The sequence below is a fragment of the Vulcanisaeta distributa JCM 11216 genome (assembly GCF_001315985.1).
Taxonomy (GTDB): Archaea; Thermoproteota; Thermoprotei; order Thermoproteales; family Thermocladiaceae; genus Vulcanisaeta; species Vulcanisaeta distributa_E.
The window spans coordinates 24,147-49,358 of the sequence record NZ_BBBI01000006.1; the positions used below are offsets into that span (position 1 = coordinate 24,147).

The 25,212-nt window shown below is 46.1% G+C and carries 37 protein-coding genes and 3 pseudogenes; 15 read left to right on the plus strand and 25 right to left on the minus strand.

All coding sequences use genetic code 11. The features are described from left to right. The first annotated feature begins 81 nt into the window (after positions 1-81). Positions 82-471 (plus strand): MBL fold metallo-hydrolase RNA specificity domain-containing protein, encoded by a 390-nt coding sequence (locus tag JCM11216_RS17135; RefSeq protein ID WP_243675467.1) that lies wholly within the window; start codon positions 82-84, stop codon positions 469-471. On the opposite strand, the gene JCM11216_RS17140 is transcribed toward JCM11216_RS17135, so the two are convergent. Beyond that, positions 458-1,606 carry a hypothetical protein gene (locus JCM11216_RS17140; RefSeq protein WP_243675469.1) on the minus strand — a complete coding sequence of 383 codons (1,149 nt, stop codon included), beginning with the start codon at positions 1,604-1,606 and terminating at the stop codon, positions 458-460. The two genes, JCM11216_RS17135 and JCM11216_RS17140, sit on opposite strands and share 14 nt — an antisense overlap. After that, positions 1,536-2,357, minus strand: coding sequence for a hypothetical protein (locus tag JCM11216_RS17145; RefSeq protein WP_243675471.1), 822 nt, complete (start codon positions 2,355-2,357; stop codon positions 1,536-1,538). Before JCM11216_RS17145 ends, JCM11216_RS17140 begins: the two co-directional genes overlap by 71 nt. Before the next feature lie 111 nt (positions 2,358-2,468). Here JCM11216_RS17145 and JCM11216_RS06255 point away from each other — a divergent pair, with 111 nt between their 5' ends. Next, a complete protein-coding gene (locus JCM11216_RS06255) occupies positions 2,469-3,305 on the plus strand; it encodes a DMT family transporter (RefSeq protein ID WP_054853651.1) in 837 nt (278 codons plus the stop codon). Between the two features lie 167 nt (positions 3,306-3,472). On the opposite strand, the gene JCM11216_RS06260 is transcribed toward JCM11216_RS06255, so the two are convergent. Continuing rightward, positions 3,473-3,991, minus strand: a complete 519-nt coding sequence (locus tag JCM11216_RS06260) for a hypothetical protein (RefSeq protein ID WP_243675473.1) — start codon at positions 3,989-3,991, stop codon at positions 3,473-3,475. A 172-nt stretch (positions 3,992-4,163) separates the two neighbouring features. Between JCM11216_RS06260 and JCM11216_RS06265 the strand changes: the two are divergent. The 6 genes and pseudogenes from JCM11216_RS06265 (at position 4,164) to JCM11216_RS06275 (ending at position 7,293) form a co-directional block, all read left to right on the plus strand. Next, positions 4,164-5,598 (plus strand): annotated as a pseudogene (locus JCM11216_RS06265) (AMP-binding protein). Beyond that, positions 5,574-5,858, plus strand: coding sequence for a hypothetical protein (locus tag JCM11216_RS17150; RefSeq protein WP_243675475.1), 285 nt, complete (start codon positions 5,574-5,576; stop codon positions 5,856-5,858). The pseudogene JCM11216_RS06265 and the gene JCM11216_RS17150 overlap by 25 nt, the downstream one beginning before the upstream one ends. 81 nt (positions 5,859-5,939) lie before the next feature. Next, positions 5,940-6,482 (plus strand): RAD55 family ATPase, encoded by a 543-nt coding sequence (locus JCM11216_RS17155; protein ID WP_243675477.1) that lies wholly within the window; start codon positions 5,940-5,942, stop codon positions 6,480-6,482. Continuing rightward, positions 6,475-6,825, plus strand: coding sequence for an ATPase domain-containing protein (locus tag JCM11216_RS17160; RefSeq protein ID WP_243675479.1), 351 nt, complete (start codon positions 6,475-6,477; stop codon positions 6,823-6,825). Before JCM11216_RS17155 ends, JCM11216_RS17160 begins: the two co-directional genes overlap by 8 nt. Positions 6,826-6,914: 89 nt before the next feature. After that, positions 6,915-7,067 carry a hypothetical protein gene (locus JCM11216_RS17165; RefSeq protein WP_243675481.1) on the plus strand — a complete coding sequence of 51 codons (153 nt, stop codon included), beginning with the start codon at positions 6,915-6,917 and terminating at the stop codon, positions 7,065-7,067. Further along, complete coding sequence (locus JCM11216_RS06275) at positions 7,057-7,293, plus strand: hypothetical protein (RefSeq protein ID WP_243675483.1); 237 nt, start codon at positions 7,057-7,059, stop codon at positions 7,291-7,293. Before JCM11216_RS17165 ends, JCM11216_RS06275 begins: the two co-directional genes overlap by 11 nt. On the opposite strand, the gene JCM11216_RS06280 is transcribed toward JCM11216_RS06275, so the two are convergent. From JCM11216_RS06280 to JCM11216_RS17180, 4 genes are read right to left on the minus strand one after another with little or no spacing between them, the layout of a single operon-like run. Next, entirely contained in the window at positions 7,280-7,690 is a 411-nt protein-coding gene (locus JCM11216_RS06280; RefSeq protein ID WP_054853654.1) for a Zn-ribbon domain-containing OB-fold protein, read from the minus strand. The two genes, JCM11216_RS06275 and JCM11216_RS06280, sit on opposite strands and share 14 nt — an antisense overlap. A gap of 1 nt (position 7,691) precedes the next feature. Further along, on the minus strand, positions 7,692-7,835 hold the full coding sequence (locus JCM11216_RS17170) for a hypothetical protein (RefSeq protein WP_243675485.1): 144 nt from the start codon (positions 7,833-7,835) through the stop codon (positions 7,692-7,694). Further along, positions 7,817-8,431: a thiolase family protein gene (locus JCM11216_RS17175; protein WP_243675487.1), complete on the minus strand. Its 615-nt coding sequence runs from the start codon at positions 8,429-8,431 to the stop codon at positions 7,817-7,819. Before JCM11216_RS17175 ends, JCM11216_RS17170 begins: the two co-directional genes overlap by 19 nt. Continuing rightward, on the minus strand, positions 8,428-8,856 hold the full coding sequence (locus JCM11216_RS17180; protein WP_243675489.1) for a hypothetical protein: 429 nt from the start codon (positions 8,854-8,856) through the stop codon (positions 8,428-8,430). The genes JCM11216_RS17175 and JCM11216_RS17180 overlap by 4 nt, the downstream gene beginning before the upstream one ends. Positions 8,857-8,911: 55 nt before the next feature. Here JCM11216_RS17180 and hmgA point away from each other — a divergent pair. The 4 genes and pseudogenes from hmgA to JCM11216_RS06305 all read left to right on the plus strand — a co-directional run bounded on the left by hmgA (position 8,912) and on the right by JCM11216_RS06305 (position 12,506). Continuing rightward, positions 8,912-10,170: pseudogene (gene hmgA / locus JCM11216_RS06290) on the plus strand (hydroxymethylglutaryl-CoA reductase (NADPH)). Between the two features lie 102 nt (positions 10,171-10,272). Further along, a complete protein-coding gene (locus JCM11216_RS06295) occupies positions 10,273-10,698 on the plus strand; it encodes a hypothetical protein (RefSeq protein WP_243675490.1) in 426 nt (141 codons plus the stop codon). 69 nt (positions 10,699-10,767) lie between these two features. Continuing rightward, positions 10,768-11,385, plus strand: coding sequence for an isochorismatase family cysteine hydrolase (locus JCM11216_RS06300; protein ID WP_054853655.1), 618 nt, complete (start codon positions 10,768-10,770; stop codon positions 11,383-11,385). Between the two features lie 110 nt (positions 11,386-11,495). Beyond that, positions 11,496-12,506: a lysylphosphatidylglycerol synthase transmembrane domain-containing protein gene (locus JCM11216_RS06305; protein WP_054853656.1), complete on the plus strand. Its 1,011-nt coding sequence runs from the start codon at positions 11,496-11,498 to the stop codon at positions 12,504-12,506. On the opposite strand, the gene JCM11216_RS17185 is transcribed toward JCM11216_RS06305, so the two are convergent. The 7 genes from JCM11216_RS17185 to JCM11216_RS06320 are packed head-to-tail and all read right to left on the minus strand — an operon-like array spanning position 12,484 to position 17,172. Further along, positions 12,484-13,368 carry a DUF1998 domain-containing protein gene (locus JCM11216_RS17185; RefSeq protein ID WP_243675491.1) on the minus strand — a complete coding sequence of 295 codons (885 nt, stop codon included), beginning with the start codon at positions 13,366-13,368 and terminating at the stop codon, positions 12,484-12,486. The genes JCM11216_RS06305 and JCM11216_RS17185 overlap by 23 nt on opposite strands. Before the next feature lie 10 nt (positions 13,369-13,378). Then, the gene (locus tag JCM11216_RS17190) at positions 13,379-13,588 is read right to left on the minus strand and encodes a hypothetical protein (RefSeq protein WP_243675492.1); all 210 of its coding nucleotides are present in this window, start codon (positions 13,586-13,588) and stop codon (positions 13,379-13,381) included. A 46-nt stretch (positions 13,589-13,634) separates the two neighbouring features. Continuing rightward, the gene (locus tag JCM11216_RS17195; protein ID WP_243675493.1) at positions 13,635-13,844 is read right to left on the minus strand and encodes a helicase-related protein; all 210 of its coding nucleotides are present in this window, start codon (positions 13,842-13,844) and stop codon (positions 13,635-13,637) included. Then, a complete protein-coding gene (locus JCM11216_RS17200; RefSeq protein ID WP_243675495.1) occupies positions 13,819-14,535 on the minus strand; it encodes a DEAD/DEAH box helicase in 717 nt (238 codons plus the stop codon). Before JCM11216_RS17200 ends, JCM11216_RS17195 begins: the two co-directional genes overlap by 26 nt. A 55-nt stretch (positions 14,536-14,590) precedes the next feature. Next, positions 14,591-14,791 (minus strand): hypothetical protein, encoded by a 201-nt coding sequence (locus JCM11216_RS17205; protein ID WP_243675497.1) that lies wholly within the window; start codon positions 14,789-14,791, stop codon positions 14,591-14,593. A gap of 22 nt (positions 14,792-14,813) precedes the next feature. Next, positions 14,814-15,692, minus strand: a complete 879-nt coding sequence (locus JCM11216_RS06315; protein WP_243675498.1) for a hypothetical protein — start codon at positions 15,690-15,692, stop codon at positions 14,814-14,816. Positions 15,693-15,744: 52 nt separating this feature from the next. Then, positions 15,745-17,172, minus strand: coding sequence for a phosphoglucomutase (locus JCM11216_RS06320; RefSeq protein ID WP_054853657.1), 1,428 nt, complete (start codon positions 17,170-17,172; stop codon positions 15,745-15,747). Between the two features lie 52 nt (positions 17,173-17,224). Here JCM11216_RS06320 and udp point away from each other — a divergent pair. Continuing rightward, positions 17,225-18,071, plus strand: a pseudogene (udp, locus tag JCM11216_RS06325) (uridine phosphorylase). A 13-nt stretch (positions 18,072-18,084) separates the two neighbouring features. Here the strand turns inward: udp and JCM11216_RS17210 are convergent. The 9 genes from JCM11216_RS17210 to JCM11216_RS06355 all read right to left on the minus strand — a co-directional run bounded on the left by JCM11216_RS17210 (position 18,085) and on the right by JCM11216_RS06355 (position 23,713). Further along, positions 18,085-18,291 (minus strand): hypothetical protein, encoded by a 207-nt coding sequence (locus tag JCM11216_RS17210; protein ID WP_243675499.1) that lies wholly within the window; start codon positions 18,289-18,291, stop codon positions 18,085-18,087. Positions 18,292-18,305: 14 nt separating this feature from the next. Then, positions 18,306-18,461, minus strand: a complete 156-nt coding sequence (locus tag JCM11216_RS17215) for a hypothetical protein (RefSeq protein ID WP_243675501.1) — start codon at positions 18,459-18,461, stop codon at positions 18,306-18,308. Beyond that, entirely contained in the window at positions 18,461-18,967 is a 507-nt protein-coding gene (locus JCM11216_RS17220) for a hypothetical protein (RefSeq protein ID WP_243675502.1), read from the minus strand. The genes JCM11216_RS17215 and JCM11216_RS17220 overlap by 1 nt, the downstream gene beginning before the upstream one ends. A 79-nt stretch (positions 18,968-19,046) precedes the next feature. Further along, complete coding sequence (locus JCM11216_RS17225) at positions 19,047-19,490, minus strand: MFS transporter (RefSeq protein ID WP_243675504.1); 444 nt, start codon at positions 19,488-19,490, stop codon at positions 19,047-19,049. A 33-nt stretch (positions 19,491-19,523) separates the two neighbouring features. Continuing rightward, positions 19,524-20,177, minus strand: coding sequence for a protein-L-isoaspartate(D-aspartate) O-methyltransferase (locus JCM11216_RS06335; RefSeq protein ID WP_054853658.1), 654 nt, complete (start codon positions 20,175-20,177; stop codon positions 19,524-19,526). Between the two features lie 133 nt (positions 20,178-20,310). Next, the gene (locus tag JCM11216_RS06340) at positions 20,311-20,625 is read right to left on the minus strand and encodes a DUF779 domain-containing protein (RefSeq protein WP_243675506.1); all 315 of its coding nucleotides are present in this window, start codon (positions 20,623-20,625) and stop codon (positions 20,311-20,313) included. Between the two features lie 126 nt (positions 20,626-20,751). Beyond that, complete coding sequence (locus tag JCM11216_RS06345) at positions 20,752-22,293, minus strand: aldehyde dehydrogenase family protein (protein ID WP_054853659.1); 1,542 nt, start codon at positions 22,291-22,293, stop codon at positions 20,752-20,754. A gap of 120 nt (positions 22,294-22,413) precedes the next feature. Further along, complete coding sequence (locus JCM11216_RS06350) at positions 22,414-22,749, minus strand: hypothetical protein (RefSeq protein ID WP_054853660.1); 336 nt, start codon at positions 22,747-22,749, stop codon at positions 22,414-22,416. 31 nt (positions 22,750-22,780) lie between these two features. Then, entirely contained in the window at positions 22,781-23,713 is a 933-nt protein-coding gene (locus tag JCM11216_RS06355; protein ID WP_054853661.1) for a hypothetical protein, read from the minus strand. A 210-nt stretch (positions 23,714-23,923) separates the two neighbouring features. On the opposite strand from JCM11216_RS06355, the gene JCM11216_RS17230 reads away from it, so the two are divergent. Both JCM11216_RS17230 and JCM11216_RS06360 read left to right on the plus strand, forming a co-directional pair. After that, entirely contained in the window at positions 23,924-24,067 is a 144-nt protein-coding gene (locus tag JCM11216_RS17230) for a hypothetical protein (protein WP_243675508.1), read from the plus strand. Continuing rightward, positions 24,064-24,741, plus strand: coding sequence for an ABC transporter substrate-binding protein (locus JCM11216_RS06360; RefSeq protein ID WP_243675510.1), 678 nt, complete (start codon positions 24,064-24,066; stop codon positions 24,739-24,741). Before JCM11216_RS17230 ends, JCM11216_RS06360 begins: the two co-directional genes overlap by 4 nt. Here the strand turns inward: JCM11216_RS06360 and JCM11216_RS17235 are convergent. Together JCM11216_RS17235 and JCM11216_RS17240 are read right to left on the minus strand one after the other, a co-directional pair. Further along, complete coding sequence (locus JCM11216_RS17235) at positions 24,736-24,996, minus strand: hypothetical protein (protein ID WP_243675512.1); 261 nt, start codon at positions 24,994-24,996, stop codon at positions 24,736-24,738. The two genes, JCM11216_RS06360 and JCM11216_RS17235, sit on opposite strands and share 6 nt — an antisense overlap. After that, positions 24,996-25,139, minus strand: coding sequence for a hypothetical protein (locus tag JCM11216_RS17240; RefSeq protein ID WP_243675514.1), 144 nt, complete (start codon positions 25,137-25,139; stop codon positions 24,996-24,998). Before JCM11216_RS17240 ends, JCM11216_RS17235 begins: the two co-directional genes overlap by 1 nt. Positions 25,140-25,212: the final 73 nt, after the last annotated feature.

Below are 25,212 nucleotides of genomic sequence, written 5' to 3' on the forward strand. Positions count from 1 at the left end.
CAGGGACCCTGAGAAGCGTAAGGAGCAGGTCATGGAGATACTCCAGGGACCACCAGCAGTCATACTGGCCCCCCACACGGCATGCTCAATGGAGGACCAATAATGGACTACTTCGTGCACGCTGCCGAGGATGAGAGGAACATGTTATTGTTTGTCTCGTACCAGGCCGAGAACACGATTGGTAGGAGGATTCAGCAGGGCGAGAGGAAGTTGACTGTTAGGTATTACTCGGATAGGGTGACGCTTGATGTTAAGATGAAGGTTGAGTCGATACCGGGCTTCTCGGGGGGGCACAGTGATAGGAGACAGTTGATTAATTACGCTAGGAACATGGAGCCGAAGCCTCATAAGATAATGCTTGTCCACGGCGAACCAAGCAAGATAATGAACCTAGCCCTAACCCTGGAGCTCCAGTTGAAGATACCAACAATATTCATGAATAATGGGGGGGAGACCATTAGGCTCGTTTAGACCCTTTTCTTCCATAAACTATGGACATAACCATTGCCAATAAAATGATGATGATCATAGTAAGTATTAGTATTATAACCACGGGTTTTTGTGACGGGATATAATTAACTGCCGTAATTACATACATAGCGGCTGACCAGGTTAGTGGCGATGTCGTCTGTAATGGGTAGCCAAGCCTTGGGTCAATGGCCTCGGGCAATAGGCCATGCTGTGAATGCTCAACGCACCATGCTAATATATTGTGCACGCCCGTGTAGTTTCCAAGGTCCTCGTAGTACATGGCCAGGAATAACGTGGTTATCAACCAGGGTGGGTCTGGCGCCGTACTGTCGTAAAGGCTTGAATCGTAGTGGTAATCATCGCCGGGGGGGAACCTCGCTAACCCTCCATTAACCGTTAATACATGCGTTATTGTTTCGACAGTGCTTAATGCCTCAGTGCTACGTGGGTTCATTAGTCCCATGGCTATGGGTAGAATCGCTGACGAGTCAGGTATTCCATTGGGTACGTACGTGACTTGAGAGCCATTGCTCGTGTAAACAACGGTGCTTGTAATGGCCTGCGAGTAGAACTTGCCGGTGTAGAAGTATCTCTGTATCGTGGCGTTTAATTCATCGGCCGCCCTGAGTATCTCCGTGTTGTTGAGACCCAATGCCCTGTATATCTGTGCTGAGGCGTATAGGCCTAGGTCATCAATTGCCTGGGTCCAGAAGTTGTAGGCGTAGTTGCTCTCCCAAATGCTTAGGTCCTTGGGTATTAAGCCATCATTATCCTCAATACTCCTCAACTCCCAACTTAGGGACTTGTTGATGCAGGGTAGCACCGCCAGTAGGAATGACTTATTGTGGGTATACTCATAGAATTGCCAAACACCTATTTGGAATAGACCAACACTATCATACTCAGGTATGCCAAATGAGGTATCCGGCTCCCCGCTCCAGAAGTCATAGCGTGTATACCAAGTGCCACTTGGGTTTTGCGCGCTGCACATCCACAGCCAGTACTTCATTGCCGGTCCATAATAACCGGCGGCCTGAAGCGCCATTGCCGCGAATGATGAGTCCCTAACCCAGGTGTAGAAGTATACGGGCTCCGGTGATGCGACAAATCCCCCCAGTGACTGGGTTCTGATCATCCATCAGCAGGAGGAGACTCAAGTAATACTCAGTAAGCAATGCACCGCTCAACCTAGGTTTTCTAGCTAATCCAAGCCAATTGCTAACCTCATTATTATTAATGCTAGCTAATTCATTAATTGGAATAATCGTCCCACTGCCGAGATTGAGCACTATGTATGTGTAATTACCATGGATACTAAGTACCGTCCAATAGCCCACACCCCCCCTTACTGTGATCCCGCAATTCGAGTAAATGCTGAGGGGAAATGGTGACTTAACCATAACATAAGTATCATTAATTGTCTCATAAACGTATGACCCAGGTAAGAAAACCTCAATCGTCAATGGCTCATTGGACTCACCTATCATGGCTATCGCCGTGTAATTTGGCGGTGTGAATATTGATACTTCGCCATTGCTACCTTTTATAATGACCGTGTTATTAAGCGCAAGATACGCCTCGCTGGTATTTCCTAAGCCCATAATCGTGACGTTGATATTAAGTAACCCATACTTTCCGTAAAATACCTGAAGGATTGATGGTGGCCTTGAGGATTCACCATTTAGTATTGGCTTTGGTATTGGATAGCCTGTGGATATGTATATGCTCAGGTTTTTCCAATTACTTAGTAATAGGTATGCCGGCGATGATGCATTTACCGGCATCTGTATGGTGACTTGATGCTGAGTTAATGATAACGTGATTATTAATATACCAATTATTAATAATACAAGCCCAATAACTAGAAAAATAACTCTTTTGCTCATTGATCATTAATTTCATGGGTCCTTTAATGCTTTATCCCGAACTAACATTCAATTAAGCAACCTAAGATATTACTTTAATGCCGAAGATCTAAGATACATTGTGGAGGTACTATGTTGATGTACATACTCGGTATTATACTTGCCATAGCCGCGTCATTTACCTGGGCAGTTTCACCAATACTCTACAGGGTAGGCGCAACGGATAGTGCGCTCGATGACTTAATATCAAACTCGCTAGGTGCCTTCACGCTAGCAGTACCATTCGTACTACTTAAACCATCACTAAATGGCGGCGCCTGGCTTTACGGTACCCTCTTCGCGGTGCTTGGGCCTGTCTTCGGCACCTACGTATTCCTGATCTCGTTAAGGTATGCCGATGTTGGTATTGCAAACGTGATTTCCTACGCCTACGTAGTCCTACTCCCAATAATATTACTCGTGATTAGCCCATCATACCTGGCATACGCGTGGCCCGCCGCGCTAATAATGATCGGTCTCTACCTAATAATGGGCTCCGGCAAAGGCACTCTTTACGGGTACTTCATGGCGCTGCTCTCAGCCATACTCTACGCCTTCTCCTTCCTAGCCCTATATAAGGCCTATGAGTACACAAGTCCCTGGGGGGGCATAATATTCATTAGGGGGGGCATCGCCCTAATGATAGGCGCATTAATACTGAAGATTGTGGTTGAGGGCTTTAGGTTTAAAGTTAGTGGTAAGGTCTTCCTCGCTGGGTTAATTAGTTACGGTGTTGGAGGTCCCCCCCTCTATGTCTTGTCCGTGGATTACGCGGGAATCGCCGTACCAACGTTAATAACGGCATTGTCGCCCGTGATTACCGAGGTACTGGCAATAGTTAAGCTTAAAGAGAGACTGAACCTAAGATCGGCGCTAGGTTTCATAGCCGTAATAATAGGCATAATAGTGGCATCTCTAATCGGCATTTAGATTTAAAATCTGAGCACAATTATTTACTCGGTGATGATGGGTCGATGATATGGATGACCGGTGATTTAGGAAGAGACGAGCTGAAATATCTATATACATGAATTAAAAATACAAAGACAAAGGAAAGATAGGTAAATGTTTTGACAAGAACAGGATTAGGCAGCGAATCAGGGCAGTACCATGCCGGCCGCGCCTGCAAAGGCTAGTACGAAGAATGCGAAACCATCGATTATGGAAATTATGCCAGCCACCTTGCCTATTAATGGCATATTAAGGTAGTGGGCTATAGATAGTAATATCGTTATTATTGGAAGCAGGCCTATGGCGAGCGAGAGCGTGACGGCGCCCATCCTAATGAGTTCCGCTGTTATCAATGCAAAGAATAATCCCGTGAACCATAATGCATGATTCATGGCCATCAAGTTCTTACCCATGATTAGACCTATACCTAACATCCATAACAGCAATACAAGGGCTGCGGCAACGGTAGCGCCAAAAATGTCGCCCTCCATAATCACAAAAGCCATGGCTATGGTCTCCATTAGTGCACCTGAGAGAAGCACAATACCGAAGTCCCGAGGTTCGTTCTTACCCACCCCCCCCATATTAACGAAGCCTATTACAAGGAGCATTACGGCGGCTTCCCAGAACAACGTATTAAGTGCTGTTTGTGCTATAGAGACCATATCACATTAGTCGTATTTGGCTTATTTTTAAATATTACCTTATTTTTACATAAATAAAATGATAATTAATAAAATATATCATTAAGGAAAAACTTATAAAACTATATGATTACTGTATACTAGTGAGCATATGAATGGCTCAACCTTCGACGAGTTCTTAAGGCAAAGAAGTATGCTCCTAAATGCGGGTAGCTATGAGGAGGCTAAGGCGAACTTCCGGTGGCCACCGCCTGGTGAGTTTAACTGGGCTGTGGATTACTTTGATAAGTACCTTGCCGAGACCGCCACCAATCCTGCCCTCGTATACATAAATGATGAGTTATTCAGGACTGGTGACTCTAGGGTCTTCAGTTATCCTGAGCTTAGGGCCAGGTCTAATAAGTTAGCCAATGCACTCAGTGATTTGGGTATTGGCCGTGGGGACGTCGTCATGGTAATGCTCAATAACAGGCCTGAACTCTTTGAAACATTCCTGGCACTAATGAAGATGGGTGCGGTGATAGCGCCAGCCACTACGTTGCTGTTACCGGCGGACATTGAGGATAGGGCTGCGAGGGCGCACTTCAAGGCCATAATCGCTGATCCTGAGGTCGTCAGCAGAATCAATCAAATTAGGGATAGGCTTGAGAAGCTTGGTGTTAAGTACTTCATAACCCTCGGTAAGCCAGGACCTGGCTGGCTCGATTATTATGAATTAACAAGTGGTAAGTCTGAGAACTTCCAGGGAGTTAGGACTAAAACCAATGAGTTATTACTGGTTTATTTCACGTCAGGTACAACGGCAAAGCCGAAGATGGTAATGCACACCCACTCAAGCTACCCAATTGGTCACCTAACAACCATGTACTGGGTGGGCGCCAAACCTGGCTATAGGCACATGAACATCTCAAGCCCCCCCGGCTGGGCCAAGTGGGCTTGGTCAACATTCTTCGCCGCGTTTAACGCGGGCGCGACCACCGTTGTCTATGATTATAGCGGCAGGTTCAGCGCGGCGAACCACTTAAAGGTCCTCGAGAATTACGGCGTTGATACGCTGTGCGCACCGCCAACTGTTTGGCGTATGATAATACTTGAGGACTTAACGAAGTATAACCTCGAGAAGATAAAGAGCTTCGTGAGCGCCGGTGAGCCCCCTGAATCCAGAGGTCATTGAACGTGTTTACAAAGCCACGGGTAAGTACATACGTGATGGATACGGGCAGACGGAGACCACGCTCATGGTTGGTAACTTCCCAGGCATGAGGATTAAGCCTGGCTCAATGGGTAAGCCAGCCCCCGGCTACGACGTGGTCCTCGTTGATGAGGATGGGAATCCCGTGGGCACTAATAAGGATGGCCACATAACCGTTAAGACAAGCCCGAGGCCCATTGGCTTAATGGTTGGTTATGATGATAAGAATAAGAATAAGGAGGTGTTTAGGCTCGGTCTTTACTTCACGGGTGATGTCGCCTTCATGGATGAGGAAGGCTACCTATACTTCGTTGGCCGTGCAGACGACGTATTCAAGTCAAGCGACTATAGGATTAGCCCATTCGAACTGGAAAGTGACTTATTGAAGCACCCAGCCGTTGCTGAGGCTGCGTGGTCCCAAGCCCAGACCCAATAAGGGGCTTCATACCAAAGGCATACATAGTGTTAAAGCCCGGCTACACACCGAGTAGGGACTTGGCCCATGACATCTTTAAGTTCATTAGGCTTAACATAGCGCCGTATAAGAGGCCTAGGGCCATTGAGTTCGTGCCTGAGCTGCCTAAGACCATTAGTGGCAAGATTAGGCGTGTTGAGCTTAGGGGCCTTGAACGTGAGAAGAGGAACAAGGGCATTAGGGTGAGCATGAGTACTTTGAGGACGACTTCCCAGACATAAGGCAGTTGAAGGTATAATACACATAAAGTTCCCTTAAAATGGCTTTTAAATAAATTCATTATTTATTTTCCTTGAAGCAAAATGTCCAGTGGAGTAAGGAGGATTAGCCTTGGTATTGACTGGCTTGATTACGCGATGCTTGGTGGGGGGGTGCCGAGGGGTAATTGGCTACTCATTACTGGCGAGCCCGGCGTTGGGAAGTCAATACTCACAATACAGGCTGCTGGGGGGGCCAATGTGGATGCCATGCCCGTCGTCTACGTCAGCACGGAGACCAGGTTCTTCGATGTTGTTAGGCAGGCTAGGCAATTCAACATTGACCTAAGCGATGCGGTCAGCCTTGCCGATGTATTGGCTGGTAAGGTCAAGGATGTTAAGACGAACCTAGTCGTCATCGACCTCTTTGGGTTGGCTAGGGAGTACAGGGAGTTGCTTAGGGCAGGTGAGGAAGAAGAGGGTAAATCCAAGGCTAGGTCACCATTGAGTATGGAGGTTGTGATGGCCAGTATCGAGAGGGCTTACGAGGTACTCGGCGTGAGTGAGGAGGGTAAGGTGACGAAGGATGTCCTAGTCATCATCGACTCCCTGGCCCCCGATGTGGGCCCATGCGCCGGCGATGGCTAGGCTCATCACTTATCGACTTAGGCAGAGGCTCTACCGCTCGAATGTTACTGTGATTATGACTAACCAATTCGCACCAACCACAGGCATGACCTTCGGCTTCGGGGGGGCTGAGCACATTGCGGACGCAATAATACACATGTGGATTGAACAGCCTGAGAAGAAGAAGGAAATTGAGAGGTGGCTCATTATCAAGAAGGCCAGGCTGACGAATCATTACAGGAAGGCCATGAAGTACGAGATTGAGCCCGGCAGGGGATTAACACTTATAGAGCCGGGGATTGATGAGTTAAAGAAGTGGTTTGATGAGTATGCAAAGGAACGGGAGCCAAACGGAGATGAATGATTGTAACTCTCGAATAATTAGGGCCATGGAGGAATTTCTATGGATCCTGCAGTCGGTGGTGATAGGGGGGGGATGTAATAAACGAACTTATGAAGTGCGGTGATACCGCTAAGCCGTACTTAAATGTTGTCGATGGCGACGAACCAGGTAATACCATATCAGCCGCAGTATCGTATTATCAATACGTTAAGTTAGCCAGAGGCGAATTACGTATCGATGGGGGATTATCTAGTGGGCATTGATGGAGATCTTACGAGGCCGGACATTACGTACTCACTCATTGTTGATAATATGACCCGCGCATTGAAGGCTCAGGACTACGTAACCGCGGGTTTTCTAGCTGATCTGGCGTTCATTGCTAGGTCGTACATACTATGCGTAAGTAATAATGGTAAAGGTAATTGTGATTGGATTAGGAGGGCATTTAATGCGAGGGTTTTGATACTTAGGAGATTTAGCAATTATTGACTGGCCTGAATTTATAGCCGTAGTTTATCAGGCCGTATGTGCCATCCATCTTAACCATCCTAAACACAACCTCAACATCAATGCCGGGACTCAGCTTCTCAGGGTTCATGCAATCCACTATCTGACCAACAACCTTAACACCGCCAAGATCCACCATGCCTATTATCAGAGGCTTCATCTTCTCAAACTCAACAGGCACCGAGTAGAGCACCGTGAAGTTTACGAGCTTGCCCGTGCTCGGCAATGGGTATGGCTTAAACTCCCTGGAACCGCACTCACACACAGCCCTCGGTGGGAAGTACACTCGGCCGCACTTAACGCATTGGACACCCTCGAGCCTGTAGTACTGGGGCATCCTTCTCCAGTACCTTGGTATGGATAGTCTCTGGTCAACCATGTCAGCTCACCCTCCTGAGGATTATCGATGTTGATACCAAGTCAAAACCGGCCATATCCTGAACAATACCTAACTCAGCCCTACCCAGTGACTCAAAGGGCTTCACATTCATTAGCTCCATAACCATTAACGCCAATTCATACATACCCGAGGCACCCCCCCTGGAAATCCCATTGACTTAAGCCCACCACCTGCATTAACGACTAACTTATTACCCGCGTCTAAGGCGCCCGTGGATAGAAGCCTCGGTGTCTCACCAGGCCTCACGAGACCCATGGATTCCAACGCCAGCATGCCGAGTATGCTGTATGTATCATGAACCTCCACAAGCTTTACATCACTAGTCGTTGCATGAGCCATCCTGAGCGCCATGTTAGTGGCATCCCTAACCGAGTATAGCTCAGTCAATGAATCCCTCTGGCCCATGTATGTCCCATATGCCCCCCCAACACCAATACCATCAACCCTTATTACTGCGTCGTTCTTTAACGGCTTGTTACATAACACGACAGCGGCCGACCCATCCACAGCCGGTGCAACGTCGTAAAGCCTCAATGGGTCGGCAACGACCTCCGACTCAAGTACGTCCTTAAGCGACGCCTGTTTCTTCATGTATGCGAGTGGGTTCTTACTACCTCTCTCGTGCATCTTTATTGGCCATATTGCCAAGTCCTCATAGTCGTAACCATACTTAATCATGTATTCCTTCATGGCCATGGCTGCCTGAGCCGCCGGCGTCACACCGAAGAAGCTTCATACTCGTAATCGGTTATCGTGGCCAATGCCTTGTTTAGCTTTACGTTTATCACGTCGTGCATTTTCTCAACGCCGACAACAGCGACGCAGTCGTAAATACCAGCCCTAACCATGTTATAGGCCTCTAAGAACGCTATGCCGCTTGACCCATCACCACTCTCAATCCTAATGGCTGGTATCCTCCTAAGTCCAATATAATCCGTCAGGTAAGCCCCCCCAAGGACACTCTGGTCCTGAAGCACCTCGGAGAAGGCATTGGCAACGTATATTGCACCCAGGTTAGCATTACCGACCTGGTCAAGGACCTTTAGGAATGCGTCGGCGAATAACTCCTTCAATCCCTTCTCATAATGCCTACCGCCAGGTACCAGGGAGTGGGCCACGACATATACTTCTGTCGTATTAAACACCAGCAGTTGCCATAAATGTGAAGTTTTTAAATATTCCCTGAATATAGCCATTATAATGGTTGAGGAGGTAAGCCTTGAGGATGTATTCGCAAAGATTGATGAAGGTAAATTGAAACTTCACGAACTAGACAAGGTCCTCGGAGACTCAAACAAGGCAACAGAAATTAGGAGGAAATACATAGAAAGCAAGGTCGGTGCGAGGCTTGAGAACGTCGGTAAGACCGTAATAGACTTCAACACCGTCGTTGGTAGAAACATTGAAAATACAATAGGCGCCGCCCAAATACCCATAGGTGTTGCCGGGCCGTTACGCATAATCGGCGATTATGCTAATGGCCTTTACTACATACCATTAGCAACAACGGAGGGGGCACTCGTTGCCTCAGTAAATAGGGGTGCCAAAGTAATTACTGAAGCCGGTGGCGCAAGGAGTAAGGTTATTAATGATGGTATGACCAGGGCCCCCCCCGTAATAGCCGTACCAAGCGTCATTGACGCTGTCGAGCTCGTTAACTGGGTTAATGAACACTTCAATGAGGTGAAGAGCGTGGCCGAGTCAACCAGTAGGCACGCGAAGTTAGTAAGCATTCAACCATTCATTGTTGGTAATAATGTATGGCTTAGGTTTAAGTTCACGACTGGGGGGGATGCAATGGGCATGAACATGGTTACAATAGCCACTGACAAAGCCGTTAAGTACATACTCAGCAACTTCCCAAGGGCTCGGTTAGTCGCCCTCAGCGGCAATATGTGCGTGGATAAGAAGGCTAATGCCGTGAATTTCCTGCTTGGTAGGGGTAAGACCGTGATTAGCGAGGCCGTAATACCAAGGAGTACCCTTGAGAAGTGGGGCGTCACTGCGGAGGACGTGGCCGAGGTCAATAATAGGAAGAACCTGCTTGGTTCGGCGCTGGCTCACTCATACGGCTTCAACGCCCACTTCGCTAATATAATCGCGGCCATATTCATAGCCACCGGTCAAGATGCTGCCCAAGCCGTTGAGTCAAGCATGGGTATTACCTGGATGGAACCCCCCCTCGACAATGGTGACCTCTACGTATCAGTCACACTGCCTAGTCTCGAGGTTGGCACCGTCGGTGGCGGCACCGGGTTACCAACACAGAGAGAAATGCTTCAAATGCTCGGTGTTTATGGCTCAGGGAACCCACCCGGTACCAATGCCTGAAGTTCGCAGAGATAGTAGCGGCAGCGGTACTCGCCGGCGAGGTTAACCTAGTCCTTGCCCTGGCTAGAGATGAGTTGGCGAGGGCGCATGAGATGTTGGGCAGGGCTGGCAAGAGAGATAGTACGTGATTTTCTTAAATTATAAATATGTTTATCTACATATTCATACGTACTCTCTATAGCACATAAATTGAAGTGATAAGGCTTATAAAGAGTTGCGCTAACATTTTTGTGGGGGGGATTAGTTTGGTAATTTATGTTTCTCCCGATAAGAAGGTCGTTGAGAAGACACTTCAAACAGAGCTTAAGCGGATAATGCTTAGCGAGTTAATAGATGGTGAGGTAATAATTGGCGCCGCAATCATTGACTCAAACGGTATTCCACTTATTTATCACATCCCAAACACCCTCACCGTTAAATCCCTTAAAAACCTCCTCTCCCTCATAGAGTTCGTTGATCATACCGCTAAAATCAATGATGACCTCCTCGGTCCCTATCAATACCTCATAATCCGCTACTCAAACTTCAAAATTGCCTTCTTCGAGATGGGGGGGTCCAAGGGCTGGTTGATGGTTTTCGTAAACCCTGTTTGGCACGTCGAGAACGTGATGTCAAAGATTAAGCAGTTCATGCTTAAGGTTCAAAGGATGATTTAAAATCGATAGGCAATTTGGTAAAAATTGCCGCTTCAAATATATTAGGTTATTCACCCATTCCTAGATTTGATGTCGAAGGTAACAGGTACTGTAAAAATTCCTGAAATGGAGATTAAAGAGAGTGTCGAGTTGCCATCGTCCGGCACGGCTATAATAGTTGTCGATATGCAGAATGACTTCGTAAAACCAAACGGTAAACTATACGTACCGACAGCGCAAGCCACAGTACCTGCGATAAGGAAGCTGCTTATGAAGGCCAGGGATGCCAATGTACCCATAATATACACCCAGGACTGGCACTTCAAGAATGACCCAGAGTTTAGGATTTGGGGGGGTGAGCACTGTGTAATGGATACGTGGGGGGGTGCCGAGATAGTTGATGAGCTTAAGCCCATGCCTAGTGACATAGTAATAAGGAAGCGTAGGTATGATGCATTCTTCGGCACGGATCTTGACTACGTGCTTAGGCATGTTGTTCATGCGACTAACCTCGTGATAGTGGGTACCGTAGCCAACATATGCGTACTGCACACTGCGGGTAGCGCCGCACTTAATTGGTACAACGTTGTCGTACCAATTGATGGGATCTCCGCACTAAATGAGTTTGATTACTACGCGGCCCTTAGGCAAATATCATTCTTGTACAAAGGTACGCTTACTAAGGTTGATGGGGTAAAATTCACGTAGTAAATCTTCTTATGGTATATTTATGTAGAAATAGTATTAAGTATAGTATGTCCTAATGCTTCACTACCTTGTGGTGGGACATTTAAAAATACCGCTTTTAAGTGTGTACAGTGAGTAATCATAGTCGTATTGGTAATATAGATTGGCGTAGGGATGCCCTATTTATTGTATTATCCATTGTTACAATAATAATTACAATAGTGATACTATTGGAATCAGGCCTTGCTAAGGCTAGGTATGAGCCGCCTAAGTATCCATTTTATCTCATTATTTCTGAGTTTGTTTTCCTTGCGCAGATATCACTCATTGGCGTAAGACTTAGTATAATATTTAATAGGGGCATGAGGTTTAAAATAAATACGGCCGATTTAATTAAGGTAGTGGCGGCTCAGGTATATATGTCGCTATTAATACCTGGCTTCTACATCGGTGGTGAGGTTATCACGATTACGTACCTAACGTATAAGGGCCTTCCAACTGCCAGGGTTACTGAGGGTATCGTACTTAGGTATACAGTAGACACAATAACGCTTACGTTAATGATACTCATATTCTACCTATTTAGCCTGACTACGGTTCCCTTTATCGCGTTTGTAATGGCGGTAGTACTCTTTGTGGTGTATATGGTATTGTTCATATCAATAGTAAGCGCCAGGTTAGGTAGGTACATTGAGCGTATGTTTAGGTTTATTAGTTCCAGGGTTAATATCGCTAGGAACTTTATTGTAGCGAATGAGAATGAGACTTACGGTGTTAGCTTCACAGCAATTGATTACCTCGTGCTTTTTATTCTATCCGCCACCCAGTGGTTGTTATCCGGCCTAAATGTTACGTTGATTTTTTACGCCTTGGGCGTCAATACGAATTTCATCATTGGTGTGTTAATTATGCTATCGTATACTGTCCTCACATACATATCACTATTACCTGGGTCAGCAGGCATTGGTGAACTTGCGAATCTATACATACTCAACAATCTCGGTTTAAGTAATTATTACCTGGCTTATGATGTCTGGTTTAGGATCATAACTTACATAATACCATTAATAATTCTCATGCCGTTATTCCTAGGTATAACTAGGAGATTAACTATAAACATTAGTCATAGGAACCTCCAGTAGGTAGCTCTGAAACACTTGATGATACCCCCCCCTTCAGTATTGCATCAATAACCTTAATTGCGTTTTTCCTGGATAGGTAGTGGTTATCATTACCACAGTAGGGTGAGTACACGCATTTGGGGGGGCAACCATCAGTGCATGTACAATGCGTAAGTACACTAAGCGAGATTTTAAGGACTTCATCAATCCTCTTAATAATCATCCTGGCAGTGCCTGAACCGCCTGGGTATGAGTCGTAGATTATTATGTGCCCAGTTGGGTATGAGATACCGCCTAGGTCCGTGGGCCCCGCCCCCCCAATCACGTTCTCACCAACCATAATCATTACATGCTCAGCCGCGTGATAGGCCCTACCCCCCCTCTCAACAACATCAACATTCTCAAACGGGCTGAAGGTTATGAACGGCGCATAAATAACAACACCTTTTGTCCTAAATTCATACGTAAACGGCTCACCGAACTCCCTCTTCTCAACAACCTCGCCACTGCCGAATCTCTTAACCACGTAACCATGAACAACCTCCTTAATTGTTAACCTAACGTATTGATAGGGCACGGATTTTATGAAACCCTCCTCAAGGATCTCGTCAATCCTAGGTTCAGAGCTATATAGCGCTGTTGTGTAAAAGTCGTAATCACCTTGTAGTTTCCTAACGTATGCTGTCCTGCTACTTAGGTCAAGTTTATAGACCTCGTAAACCCTACCGCCATGTAGGTAAATGGCGCCATCATGAAGCTCCCTCAATGCCATAGGCAGCTCCCTATGGCCAATGACCCTCTTACCCTCAACAATCTTAATAACCTCGCCAACACCCCTAATACCATGTATTGCCCTAACAACCTCACGGCCTTTGTCACTCACGACGTAGTAATTACCCCCTAACCTCGACTAAGCCATCATTAACTAATGACTTAAGTATTTCCTCGCAGTACATATCCACGGAACCACTCCTCACGGGCCTCTCGTAAGCCATCAACAGGCAGTGTCTCCTGGCTATCTCGTCATTTCTCCATTCAACGTACAAATCCTCAGGCCTCCTCATGTAGAATTCACGTGGATTCGAACTATAGTAGGTACTCATTGGGTCATCCCCCAAGGACCTGAATCACATAGGCCCTTTGACCCTCCTACCAACTACCACTCCTCTGCAGGTACTTCGAGTAGCTGGGCGGTATTGTGGCCATGACCGCAACATCAACATCACCAACATCAATACCCATCTCAAGCGTCGGCGTGGTTAGGAGCACTAGGTACCTGCCCTCCCTAAACCCATCCTCAACCTCATGCCTCTCCTCAATCGTGAGCCCAGCCCTATGAACCCCTAACCCTATCGCCAAACCCAGCCCTATCAACAAACCTCTTAATCAACTCAACAAACCTATGACTATCAGCAAAGACAAGGCACTTCATATCCCTCCTAACACACACCCTAGCCAACTCAGCCGCCTCGGCAAGCCTACCCCCCCTACTTATTGGGCTAACTAGGACATGCCTAACCAAGCCCCCCCTCCTACCCTCGGGACCTCTGATCAGCCTAACATCATCGACGCCAAGCAATTCCCTGGCAAAATCAATTGGGTTTCCAACAGTGGCCGTGGAAACGACGAATTGGTAACCTCTCATGAACCTTCTCATCCTCTTAAGGACATAATGGACGTGAGCGCCAAAGACCCCCCCATTATAGACGTGGAAGTCGTCCAACACGATTACCCTGTAATTACGGAGTAAATCCCTGAACTTACTGACGTGGGTTAATGCTTCACTAACCATGTCAGGGTTTGTGATGAGTATGTCAGGTGGTGAGGAGTATATCCGAGACCTAATATCACTGGGTGTGTCACCGTCATACGGCATTACGGACACGTTGATCGCCGTGAAGTACCTCTGCATCCTGAGTAGTTGGTCCCTGGCGAGGGCCTTTGTTGGGTACATAATTATTGCCTTAACACCCTCCTTATTGATCATCGTTATTAATGGCAGTAGGAATGCCTCGGTCTTACCAACGCCGGTACCGGCCATTATAACCACATTATTCCCATTAATAATTGATTGATAGGCCTCCCATTGAAAGTCAAAGAGCTTATCAATCCCAAGCCCCCCTCAACCTACTTATCAATTCCCTTGGTAGTTTCAAGCTGTCGATTGATGGCCCGTAACTCGGCTCTGAGGGTTTGTCCTCATGTACGTAGAGGATCATTCTAGCTCTATCGCTACCTAGCTCGCCTATGAATTCATCCTCAAGCATGTACTTGGCCACTGTGAGCCTATCGCCCCCCCTAATCATTGCACTAAGTGCACTATGTACCTTAGTAATTAATAACTTTGGGTGGGTTTAACCGCATATACCTAATCTCATCAACCGCCTTAAGCCTCAGTACCTTTGGTTCGATCACCGTAAACTTATCCCAACGCCTAATAATGGGCCTCAACCTATTACCACACCTGGGGGGGCACTTCCTCATCTCACCCTCAGTCTCAAAATCGATATAGCAATTAATACATCTGAAGACATTTATCGCCCTGTAATCATCGAAATCCAGCGATACGAGGCTTGGCACCTCCGTAATTACAACACCATCAACCACATCCTGCAACTCCTCAATAACCTCCCTCCTAAACAATGAATTATCAAGCATCATCAGGAATTCCTTACTACCATAAACAATCCTAAACCTATCCCTGACACGTAATAGCCAATCTCTATCAATAACTCCATCCTTAATAATAACGCCATAAGCCCTAATGGACTGTTGATACGGCCTATCAGGACTCACAACCACGTAATTCACGGAGTCATCACTAACACTCTGATTAATACGAACAACATCAATTAAGTCACTATTGATACTTATGAAATCATCAACTAATACGCCATCAGCACCGCCAGCCAACGAAGCCCTAATGAAATCACTGACTGGGTCAGGCATCGCCGAACCATAAATAAAGACCCTAAGGCCAACCCTTTTGGCCCACGCAACTGCGCTGGCCAACGATATTAACTGCCTAAGCCTACCCAATAACTGCCTAAGAACATCACCATTAACATTACTCAACTCAACTATGGGCTCAGGCGGTGCTACCGGCGTGGCATCCCTAACATACTTAACAACTTCCAAACCCTCAAATAACCAGGAGCCGGCGAACATGCACCAGGGCAGTCCGCACCACTTAATGAGTATCCTCACATGACGAAGTTAGCACCACACCATTATTAACCTTGCTATTAACATTACGGCATTAACCCAGGGACTTAATCAATGAAACCGCGTAATCAATCACCTGCCTTAACCTATCCTCCGAGAATGCCTCCGCGTAAATCCTAATGATAGGCTCGGTGCCGCTACCCCTAATTAGGACCCAGGAACCATCGTTAAAGACGACCTTAACACCATCAATGGTTATTACCTGCCTAACACTACCCAGTTCATGAAGTCTATCAATGATTACCTCCCTATTCCTGCTCACGAATTCCTTACCATCACTAAACGGTACATCAACTCTCCTATAGAATGACCTGCCGTACTCCCTAATTATCCCGTCGAATACATCAACCAGGTTACCATACTCAGAGGCTATCGCCGTTAATAGCGCCGCCGTGTATATGCCATCCTTGTCAGGCACGTGCCACGAATAGGCCAAACCACTACTCTCCTCACCAGCAACCTCAGCGTCACCATTAATTAAGTGCTTAACTGAGTGCTTGAAGCCAACGGGAACCTCGTAAACCCTAACCCCCCCATACTTACCAGCTATCAAATCAACAATGTGAGTCGTAGACACAGCCTTAACAACGCCCTTCTTAACAACCCCCCCTCTCCTCATTAAGTGCTCAAGTACAATTGTTATCACGTTATTTGGGCTTAAGTAACCATGCGAGGGGTCAATAGCGGCAATCCTATCTGCATCACAATCATGCGCAATACCAATATCATAACCCTTACTCATGACCTCCTGGACCGTGTCATAAATATTCTCGGGCTCTGGATTAGGATTTCTACCACCAAAGCCTGGGTCGTAGCTATTATGAACCTCAACAACATCCATACCCAACTCCCTAAGTACCTTAGACGTATAGTTAATGGCCGTACCAAATAGGGGGGGATCAACAATAACCCTCAACCTGCTCCTCGGTTTAAACATCTCAAGTACATCACTAATCACGTGGTCCACGTAATGATAACCCGGATCAACTAATTGAGGCTTCGTAATCCTAATACTCGACACAGATCTATCAATATCCCGCCACTCCTGGTCATATAGCCTCTCTATTCCATTCGTATCTTCATCAGGAACCGGCGAACCCTTACTCGTTATTACCTTGAAGCCGTTGTACATTGGTGGGTTGTGACTAGCCGTGATCTGAATTGCGAGGTCAAAACCAAAGCGAGCATTGTACCAGGCAATCACGGGGGGGGTTGGCGTGGGTCTCTCGGTAACTACCGCGTCAATCCCATGCTCAACAGCCACGCTGGCAACCACATTCGCATAATCCATTGATTTCCTCCTAACATCATAACCAATTAACAACTTCCTTAATCCATACCTGCGTGACCAATAGCGAAAGGTGGACTCAGCAAGTATGGCTACAAGTCTCTCGTTAAAATCCCTATCAATTACACCACGTACTCCATCAGTACCAAAGTGAAACGATACTTCTTTACCCACTTATGCAGTTGGGATAGTTAATTCTTTAAAGATTAGCGTCGCCCATTGATTAATGTCTGCGTCAAGGCCGATGGTGGGTACAAAGGCGTACCACCTAATGGCTGGCCCTGGTGATGTGGCGCCATACGTTTTGACACCAGGCGACCCTGACAGGGTACCCAGGATTGCCAAGTACTGGGACTCCGCCCGTGCCGTGGCAACGCACAGAGAGTACGTAACCTACACGGGAACTTACAAGGGCGCCCCCAATATCGGCGGTATCCACCGGTATCGGCGGACCGGCGGCGGCAATAGCCATTGAGGAATTACTCACCCTCGGCGCAAACACCTTCATTAGGGTTGGCACGACTGGGGGGGCACTACACGAGTGGATTAGGGTTGGTGATGTCATTATTAACACAGGCGCCGTTAGGTTTGACGGAGCGAGTAACGCCTACGCAATGCCCGAGTACCCTGCGGTGGCCAGTTACGACGTGGTCTTGGCCCTTATAACGGCCGCAGAAATGCTCGGCGTTAAATATCACGTTGGGTTAACGGCATCGACAGCAGACTTCTATGTAGGCCAGGGCAGACCGGGATTCAGGGATTACCAACCACCCTGGTCAAGGGATCTCGTTAATACGTTATCCTCGATGAACGTACTCAACTTTGAGATGGAGGCTGCAACGATTTACACAATAGCCAATGTACATGGGGGGGCAAGGGCTGGGGGGGGTATCATGGCGGTCATAGCCAATAGGAAGACTAATGAATTTGCGCCGGACGCCGGAGTCGAGGATGCGATTAAGGTAGCCAATGAAGCCGTTAGAATACTTTATGAGTGGGACGCGATAAAGGCTAACATGGGGGGGCTTAGGTACTTAACAATGAATGTAATTAGGGATTGGTTAAAGAGGTGATGAGACCGTGGTTTTATTTCTCACGTAATAACGATGTGTAAACGCCAATGAAACTTAGCACAGCTGATATTACCAGTACTACCCTTAATCCCGTAATGAATGATTGATACACCGTAATATTACCCATCATTATGCCCGTGAATAAGTAAAGACTTGCGTACCTACCCAGGTAACTAACCAGTATCGCGCTGGCCACGGTAATACTCAGTAACTGGCCCATAAAGCGCATTGTGCCTAAAACGCCGGAGGCAACTCCGTACTTATCAGGGGGGTGACGGAGCCCATTACCGAGTTTGTGTTTGGTGCTGAGAAGAAGCCGAAGCCTATCCCCAGGATCATTAGGGAGACGGCTATATAAATGGCGTATTTAATGTTCAGTAGTAGGAGCATTACGAAGCTAGGCCTATCAAGCCCATGCCTAATGCCGCTATCTCCCTAGAGCCATACCTGTCAGAGAGTTTACCGCTGACTGGCGATAATGCAGCCATGAATACAGGCTCCGAGACCAGGATCAACCCAGCAATGAATGGGTTATAGCCAAGGACGACCTGTAGGTATAGTGAGAATAGGAATGGTACCGAGTACGTACTAATATAATTAAGCAGTGCGGTTACGTTTCCAGCCATAAACGAAACATTTCGGGTGAATAGATTGAGGTCGAGCATTGGGTTTACGACCCTTCTCTCAATCACTATGAATGCCGCAAGGGATGCAACGCCAATAATTAGTAGGTATATGTAGTATAACCACCCACTTACTGCTGACAATATTAGGTACATAACAATGGATAAAATAGCCAAGGTGAAGGTAAGGGCACCCAGGTAATCAACCCTCACAGTACGCCTGGGTAGTTCAATACCCTCCATCGAGAACCAGGATATTACCAGGCCAATCACTGTTAATATTGTCGTTATTACTAGGACAAACCTCCAGCCAAGGAACTGGTTATTAATCCGCCAAAGAATGGAGCCGAGGTTAAGCTAGGTAAACCGCCATCGCGTTTATGCCAAGGGCGAATCCACGCTCGCCCTCGGGAAATACCTGGCTTACAATGGCTGCGGAGCCCGGCGATAGTATTGATGAACCGAAACCCATCATTAACGATGCGATTATTAATACGTAAATGTTGGGCGCTGCTGAGCCAAGTATTGAGCCTATTAGGAATAGTATGAAGCCTATGCGAAACATCCTGACCCTACCGTAGATGTCGCTTAACCTGCCGAGGGTTATCATTAGTGTTGGTAATGGTATTAGGTATATTATTGGTACGTAAATCAAAACATCCAATGGCGCATGGAAGTACTTACCCAATACTGGCGTTATGAAGGAAAGCACTGTTGAGTTATATGGCGTTTGAAAGGCGGCCAGGGATGTCGTAAATAATATCAACCTTTTCCTACCACTGCTTAATTTTATCACGTTAATTCATTTTTCAATATCGGATTAAAAGCATTATTCCTCGCTATACCTCATCTTAACGAAGGATACGTAGGTCACAGGCCTCATGTGAGGCACACCATCCTCCTTAGTAACCACATAGAGCACCTGGGTGAACCTCTCCTCAATTGGTATAACCATTATACCATCACTAGATAACTGCTCAAACAACTTGGGCGGTACTTTAGGGGGGGCAGCGGCGGTAACCAATATCCTATCAAACGGCGCATATTTAGGAAGACCCTTCGACCCATCGCCAACGAACACATGAACAACGCCCAGGTAACCCAGCCTAGCCAAGTTCTGAGTAGCGTAAAGGGCAAGCCCTGGGTAATACTCGATCGTGTATATCGCGCCTCTTCTCTCCATAGCCTCGGCGCACACGGCCGCGTGATAGCCGGTACCGGTGCCAACCTCAAGGACCTTAAGCCCAGGCTTGAGGTCAAGTAATTCGCACATCATGGCGACCATGTGCGGTGCCGATATTGTTTGGCCATACATGACCTCGAGCGGTGTATCCTCATATGCGTAAAGCCTTAGGTAATTTGGTAGGAATTCTTCACGGGATACACTAAGCAAGGCCCTCTCAACTCTATCACTCTTAATTATCCCCCCCTCGTCCCTGAGCATGTTAATCAGTCTTCTCCTTGCTGACTCAAAATCAATCATTACAATAAGTACCTTGTATTAAAATCCTAATAACTCTTAACCCTTCTCAATAACTTAGTCCATTATTGGGGAAACTCCATACTTAGGTTCTTTGATAATGAGACCTTCATAGCCTTAAAACCAAGTCTCAACCTTACACCCTCAAGCACATCAAGTGAGAATGAATCATCAACAGCCCCCCATTAAGCGGCTCAACCTTAAGCGTGAGTATCCATCCATTGTAGGACTCGGCTAAGTTACGCTCTATGTAAAATGGCACACCATCAACCCTACCAACCTCGATATAATCACTACCAACAATGAAATCACTAGCCCTATATATCTGTGGCTCCGTTGGTGAGCAACAGCCGTGCCCAAGGATTATGATAATATCACCGTATTTCTCCTTCATATTCCTAATCAACTCCTTAACATCATCCCCCCCAAACTCGACATCAACATTCAACACATTCCCACATTAGTAGCTTCGGCTTAAAAACTTTACTGATCATTTAATGGGTAGTATTATAAAATTTATTCAATAAATAAATGAAAATATAAAATAAGTATTTTATAATTTAAAACGAGACACCGATCATAACCTATCTATTTTCATCACAGTCCTCCAGTGCGGCCTATCGAGGCTGCCCGTGGTATCGACATACACCTGCTTAATCTCTAGGAACTCCTCAAGGCCGTAGAGACCCAATTCACGTCCAATACCGGACTGCTTGTATCCGCCCCAGATGCCCTCTGTTGGTTGTGTATAGGCATCGTTGATCCACACAGTACCCGCCTGGAGCTTTCTGGCCACCCTGAGGGCTTTTGCTGGGTCCTTGGTGAATATGGATGCCGTGAGTCCGTAAATCACGTTATTAGCTATCTCGATAGCCTCCTGCTCTGTTCTAAATGGTATGACCGCAATGACCGGCCCAAATATCTCCTCCTGCGCGAGCCTGCTCTTTGGATCGACATCATCAAAGATCACTGGGCTTACGAAGTATCCCTTGTCATAGATGCCACCGCTTAGTTTACCTCCATCAAGCGCCACCTTAAATCCAGCCTTCTTGCCAAAGTCTATGTAACCGAGTACCTTCTCCTCCTGAGCCTTGGACACCAGTGGTCCCATGTCCGTGTTATCATCAAGTGGATAACCAATGACAAGGCCCTTGGCGACCTCGGCCAACCTATTGACAAGCTTCTCATGAACACTCTCATGAACAAGGACCCTACTAATCGCACCACAGGCCTGCCCAGTATTCCTAAGGCCGCCAAACACAATCGCCCTAACGGCCTCCTCAATATTAGCATCATCAAACACAATACCTGGGTTCTTACCACCGAGCTCAAGCCCAATCCTCTTAATGCCAGCCGCCGCCTGCTGCATTATTAATTTACCCGTCGTAGTCTCGCCCGTGAAGCTGACATAGTCAATCTTTGGATGCCTAACTAATTCATTCCCAACCGTGGCTCCAGGCCCATAGATCACATTAACAACACCCTTGGGAAGACCAGCCTTAGCCAATGCCCTATAAATCTCCATAGCACTCATTGGAGTGTAACTGGCTGGTTTCCAAACAACGGTACAACCCGCGGCCAAGGCAGGCGCTATCTTCCTAGCCGCTTGGGTCATTGGGAAGTTCCACGGCGATACGGCAGCGACAACTCCAACGGGTTCCTTAAATATTAGCGATACATTACCATTACTGAGAACAATGGAGTCACCATAGACCTTATCTGCAAGGCCTGCGTAGAATTCGAAGATTTCGGCTGAGGCAAGCACGTGAGCCCTGGCCTGCCTAATTGGCATTCCATTCTCAAGGGCTACCGTGACCGCAATCCTATCGACCTCCTCCCTAATTATCTCAGCGGTCTTGTATAGGACCCTGACCCTCTGTCTATAGTTCGTGACCCAACCATACTTATCCTTATCAAATACCTCCCTAGCCAGGTCAACAGCCCTGTTGAGGTCGTCTGTGGAGGCCTCCTCAATTATGGCAATTGTTTGGTCAAACCTGGCAGGGTTTTCCCTGGTGAATGTCCTGCCCTTGCTTGAGGGTACTTCCTCACCGTCTATAAATAACTTAACCTTTACTGGTATTTCAATGGTAAACTTCCCATAGGATACCGTAGACATCAGGATAATTAATAAGGCTTAAATTAATAAATATTGCCTTTTATGCCTATTATTTAATGATATAATGATTTTATATATAATATTTATCAAAATTAAGGCCTAAATTAAATAATTAATTCATTATTTTACGTAATTGCATTCAATAATATTCTCTGAAGATACTAGTGTATAGTAATTGAACAATGTATCAGCTGGGTTTTTCGATACTAAAATCATGACTTCTTCGGAACTGTTCGCTAGATTTATGAGAAAGTGCACCAAATATTCATCATTACCCCTATAGATTCTTGCAGTTACGTTTCTGTAATTACCTGTGGAAAGCACGTTGTTAATTACGTAGTTAATTAATTGACCCACGCCATCGCATCCATTACCTATCATAAGCATTACCTGATTAGGGTCCAGGTCTGATGCCCTCCTATACTCATTACCGTGATAAACCCACACTAGGGACATTGGCTAGCCATATAATGTGAAGAATAAATGTTTAACGGGCATTGATCATGAAAGTAAGGGCGCTGTTGATCAATGAGTGTTTGCTCACTACGCTCTGTGATTTTCTCATCAATGAATTTGCCCTGGGCCACTTAAGGAATATCATATAATCAAAATCATTAGGAACCAGGACAAAGCCGGAATCCATTATGTATTGCCTATTTATTATTTTATTAAATGTTTCCACGTGAGCCTCGTAATGCGTATACTTATGAACAAGCACTGCGTAATCAACACCATCCATTAAATAACCCTCTAATGCCGATAAGCCCCTATGAACCGTCTTATTTGGGTCAAGCACTCTATGGGCAATTGAATAATGATTGTCCGTTACCACGAGGATATCTATCGGGTGTCTAAATACTATGGTACTCATCATACCAATGGACTTAACATTAATACCGACATGAATAATCTTTCCGCTTAAGTAATAATTAAATTTCCTAATCATTGAGGCTACAGACCGCGTTAAATCATCATAAGGTTCCTCAACAACCTCCTTAGTATGCGGCACCTTCATAATTAATGGACTTGGATAAATAACTTCGCCATCATTAATTAATGAATAATCATCGCCATCACAGACCAAGCTTAAATCAAGTTGGTCGGCCGCTGTCATCATAAATGGTATTTCCACATATCCATTACCCACCTGAGTCGCTATTTCATTATCTAGAAGCTCGTGAATCACTGAATCGACCTCAGATGACCAATCAGTGAGTATCACAGTACCTATTGGCAAGACCTCTGCCTGTACACCCTCTATGAAGCCATACCTAAGCCATCGGCAAAACACTACCTTAGTGCTTGCATTTAATTTCGGTATTTTGACGAGTAACTTTCTTAAATAATTGGTACTTTCATGATATGGAGTAATTAATTGATTGGGTTCCTTTATCGATTTGCTTACTTTGTCAAACGACATTATCAAGCCACGGAAAGCCAAAAGAGCTAATAAACCTTTCCCTTAAACAGTTACTTAATGATGATGGCTAAGTCAATGACTGATGATTAATTATGAGCCAGCTGATGATCAGGGGCGAGAAGACCCAATCACAGTTCATATAAGTCCTGGTTCATCATCAATAGAGACCCAAACATTAAACTAAAAATTTTTAATGCATTATTAAGGCCTGTGTTACTAACAAGGGCGTTAGATGGTGTTCCACGTAGGATAGTAAGTCTCAACCCATCAATAACCGAGTTCCTATTCATAATAGGCGCAGGTAATAGGGTAGTTGGCACTGACGTTTGGAGTTACAGACCCAGGGAGCTATGAAGACTGCCAAGATTGGGTCATTCATATCGGCCGATATCGAGACAATAAAGAAGTTAAATCCCGACCTAGTAATACTCTCATACCCGGTCCAAAGGCAGATGGTTGAGCCATTAAGTAGTATTGCTCCCGTACTTGCAGTTCCAATGCCCGTGAATTTAAACGCCGTTATGAGCTCCTTTGAAATGGTGGGTAAATTGCTTGACCTGGATGATGAAGCGCAGAGAGCAATGGGCGTATACATGGACCTACTGAGGTACTCCATCGATGTGGAGAACGTAATGGTTGTTCTATCCCTAGGTGATTACGTAATACCCTGTGAGGCATCATACATAGCATCAGCGCTCAACAGGGTTGGTATTAAGTATGTTAATGGCCTTAAGTGTGTTGAGCTTATCACGAATAGGGATGGCGTTTTAAGTATGATTAATAGGGTTAACCCACAACTGGTGATTTATGAGGGAAAAACCAAGGATTATAGACCGCAGGAAACGAATTGGATAAATAAACCAACGATACATACGCCAAACGATGTCCTCGCACACTTTGGACCGAGTCTTCCACTTGACATACAACTGCTAATTAATGCCATCAAAAACGGAGAGAAATTCGTAAAGAACGCCTCAAGCATCACAAGACCGAGCCTCAGTGATCCCTGGTACAAGCCCTACCTATGACCCATTGCCACGTATCTTCTTAATACTTGGCCTAACATAGTTTTTCCAAACCTCACCAGCCACCTTCTTGCCCATCTTCGTTAAGTCATAGTAAATGCCCCCCCTACCACGCCTCTCAGGATTACGCTGCTTAACCTTTAACCAGGGCTTAACTGACGATGTTACCTTACCCTTAAGCGAACCCCCCCTAAACTCCTGAAGTAGGCCTAATTGAACCAGGTGTTGAACGGCCCTCTCAACCTCATCCTCAGGCACTATCGGTCTCCAACCAGCCGCCCCCCCAAGAAGCCTCCTGGCCAGTAGCAGGGTGTGTCTGGGCCGTAGTGATATATATGGGCCAATATCTTCTTCTCTAGATCCGTGAGTTGGTTTACTATGGCGTCTACATCGTACGGCATTATAGGTATTAAGACTTAATGCCTAGTTTAAATCAATAACTCGGGATTACCTATACCTCCTCCATGTACCCTT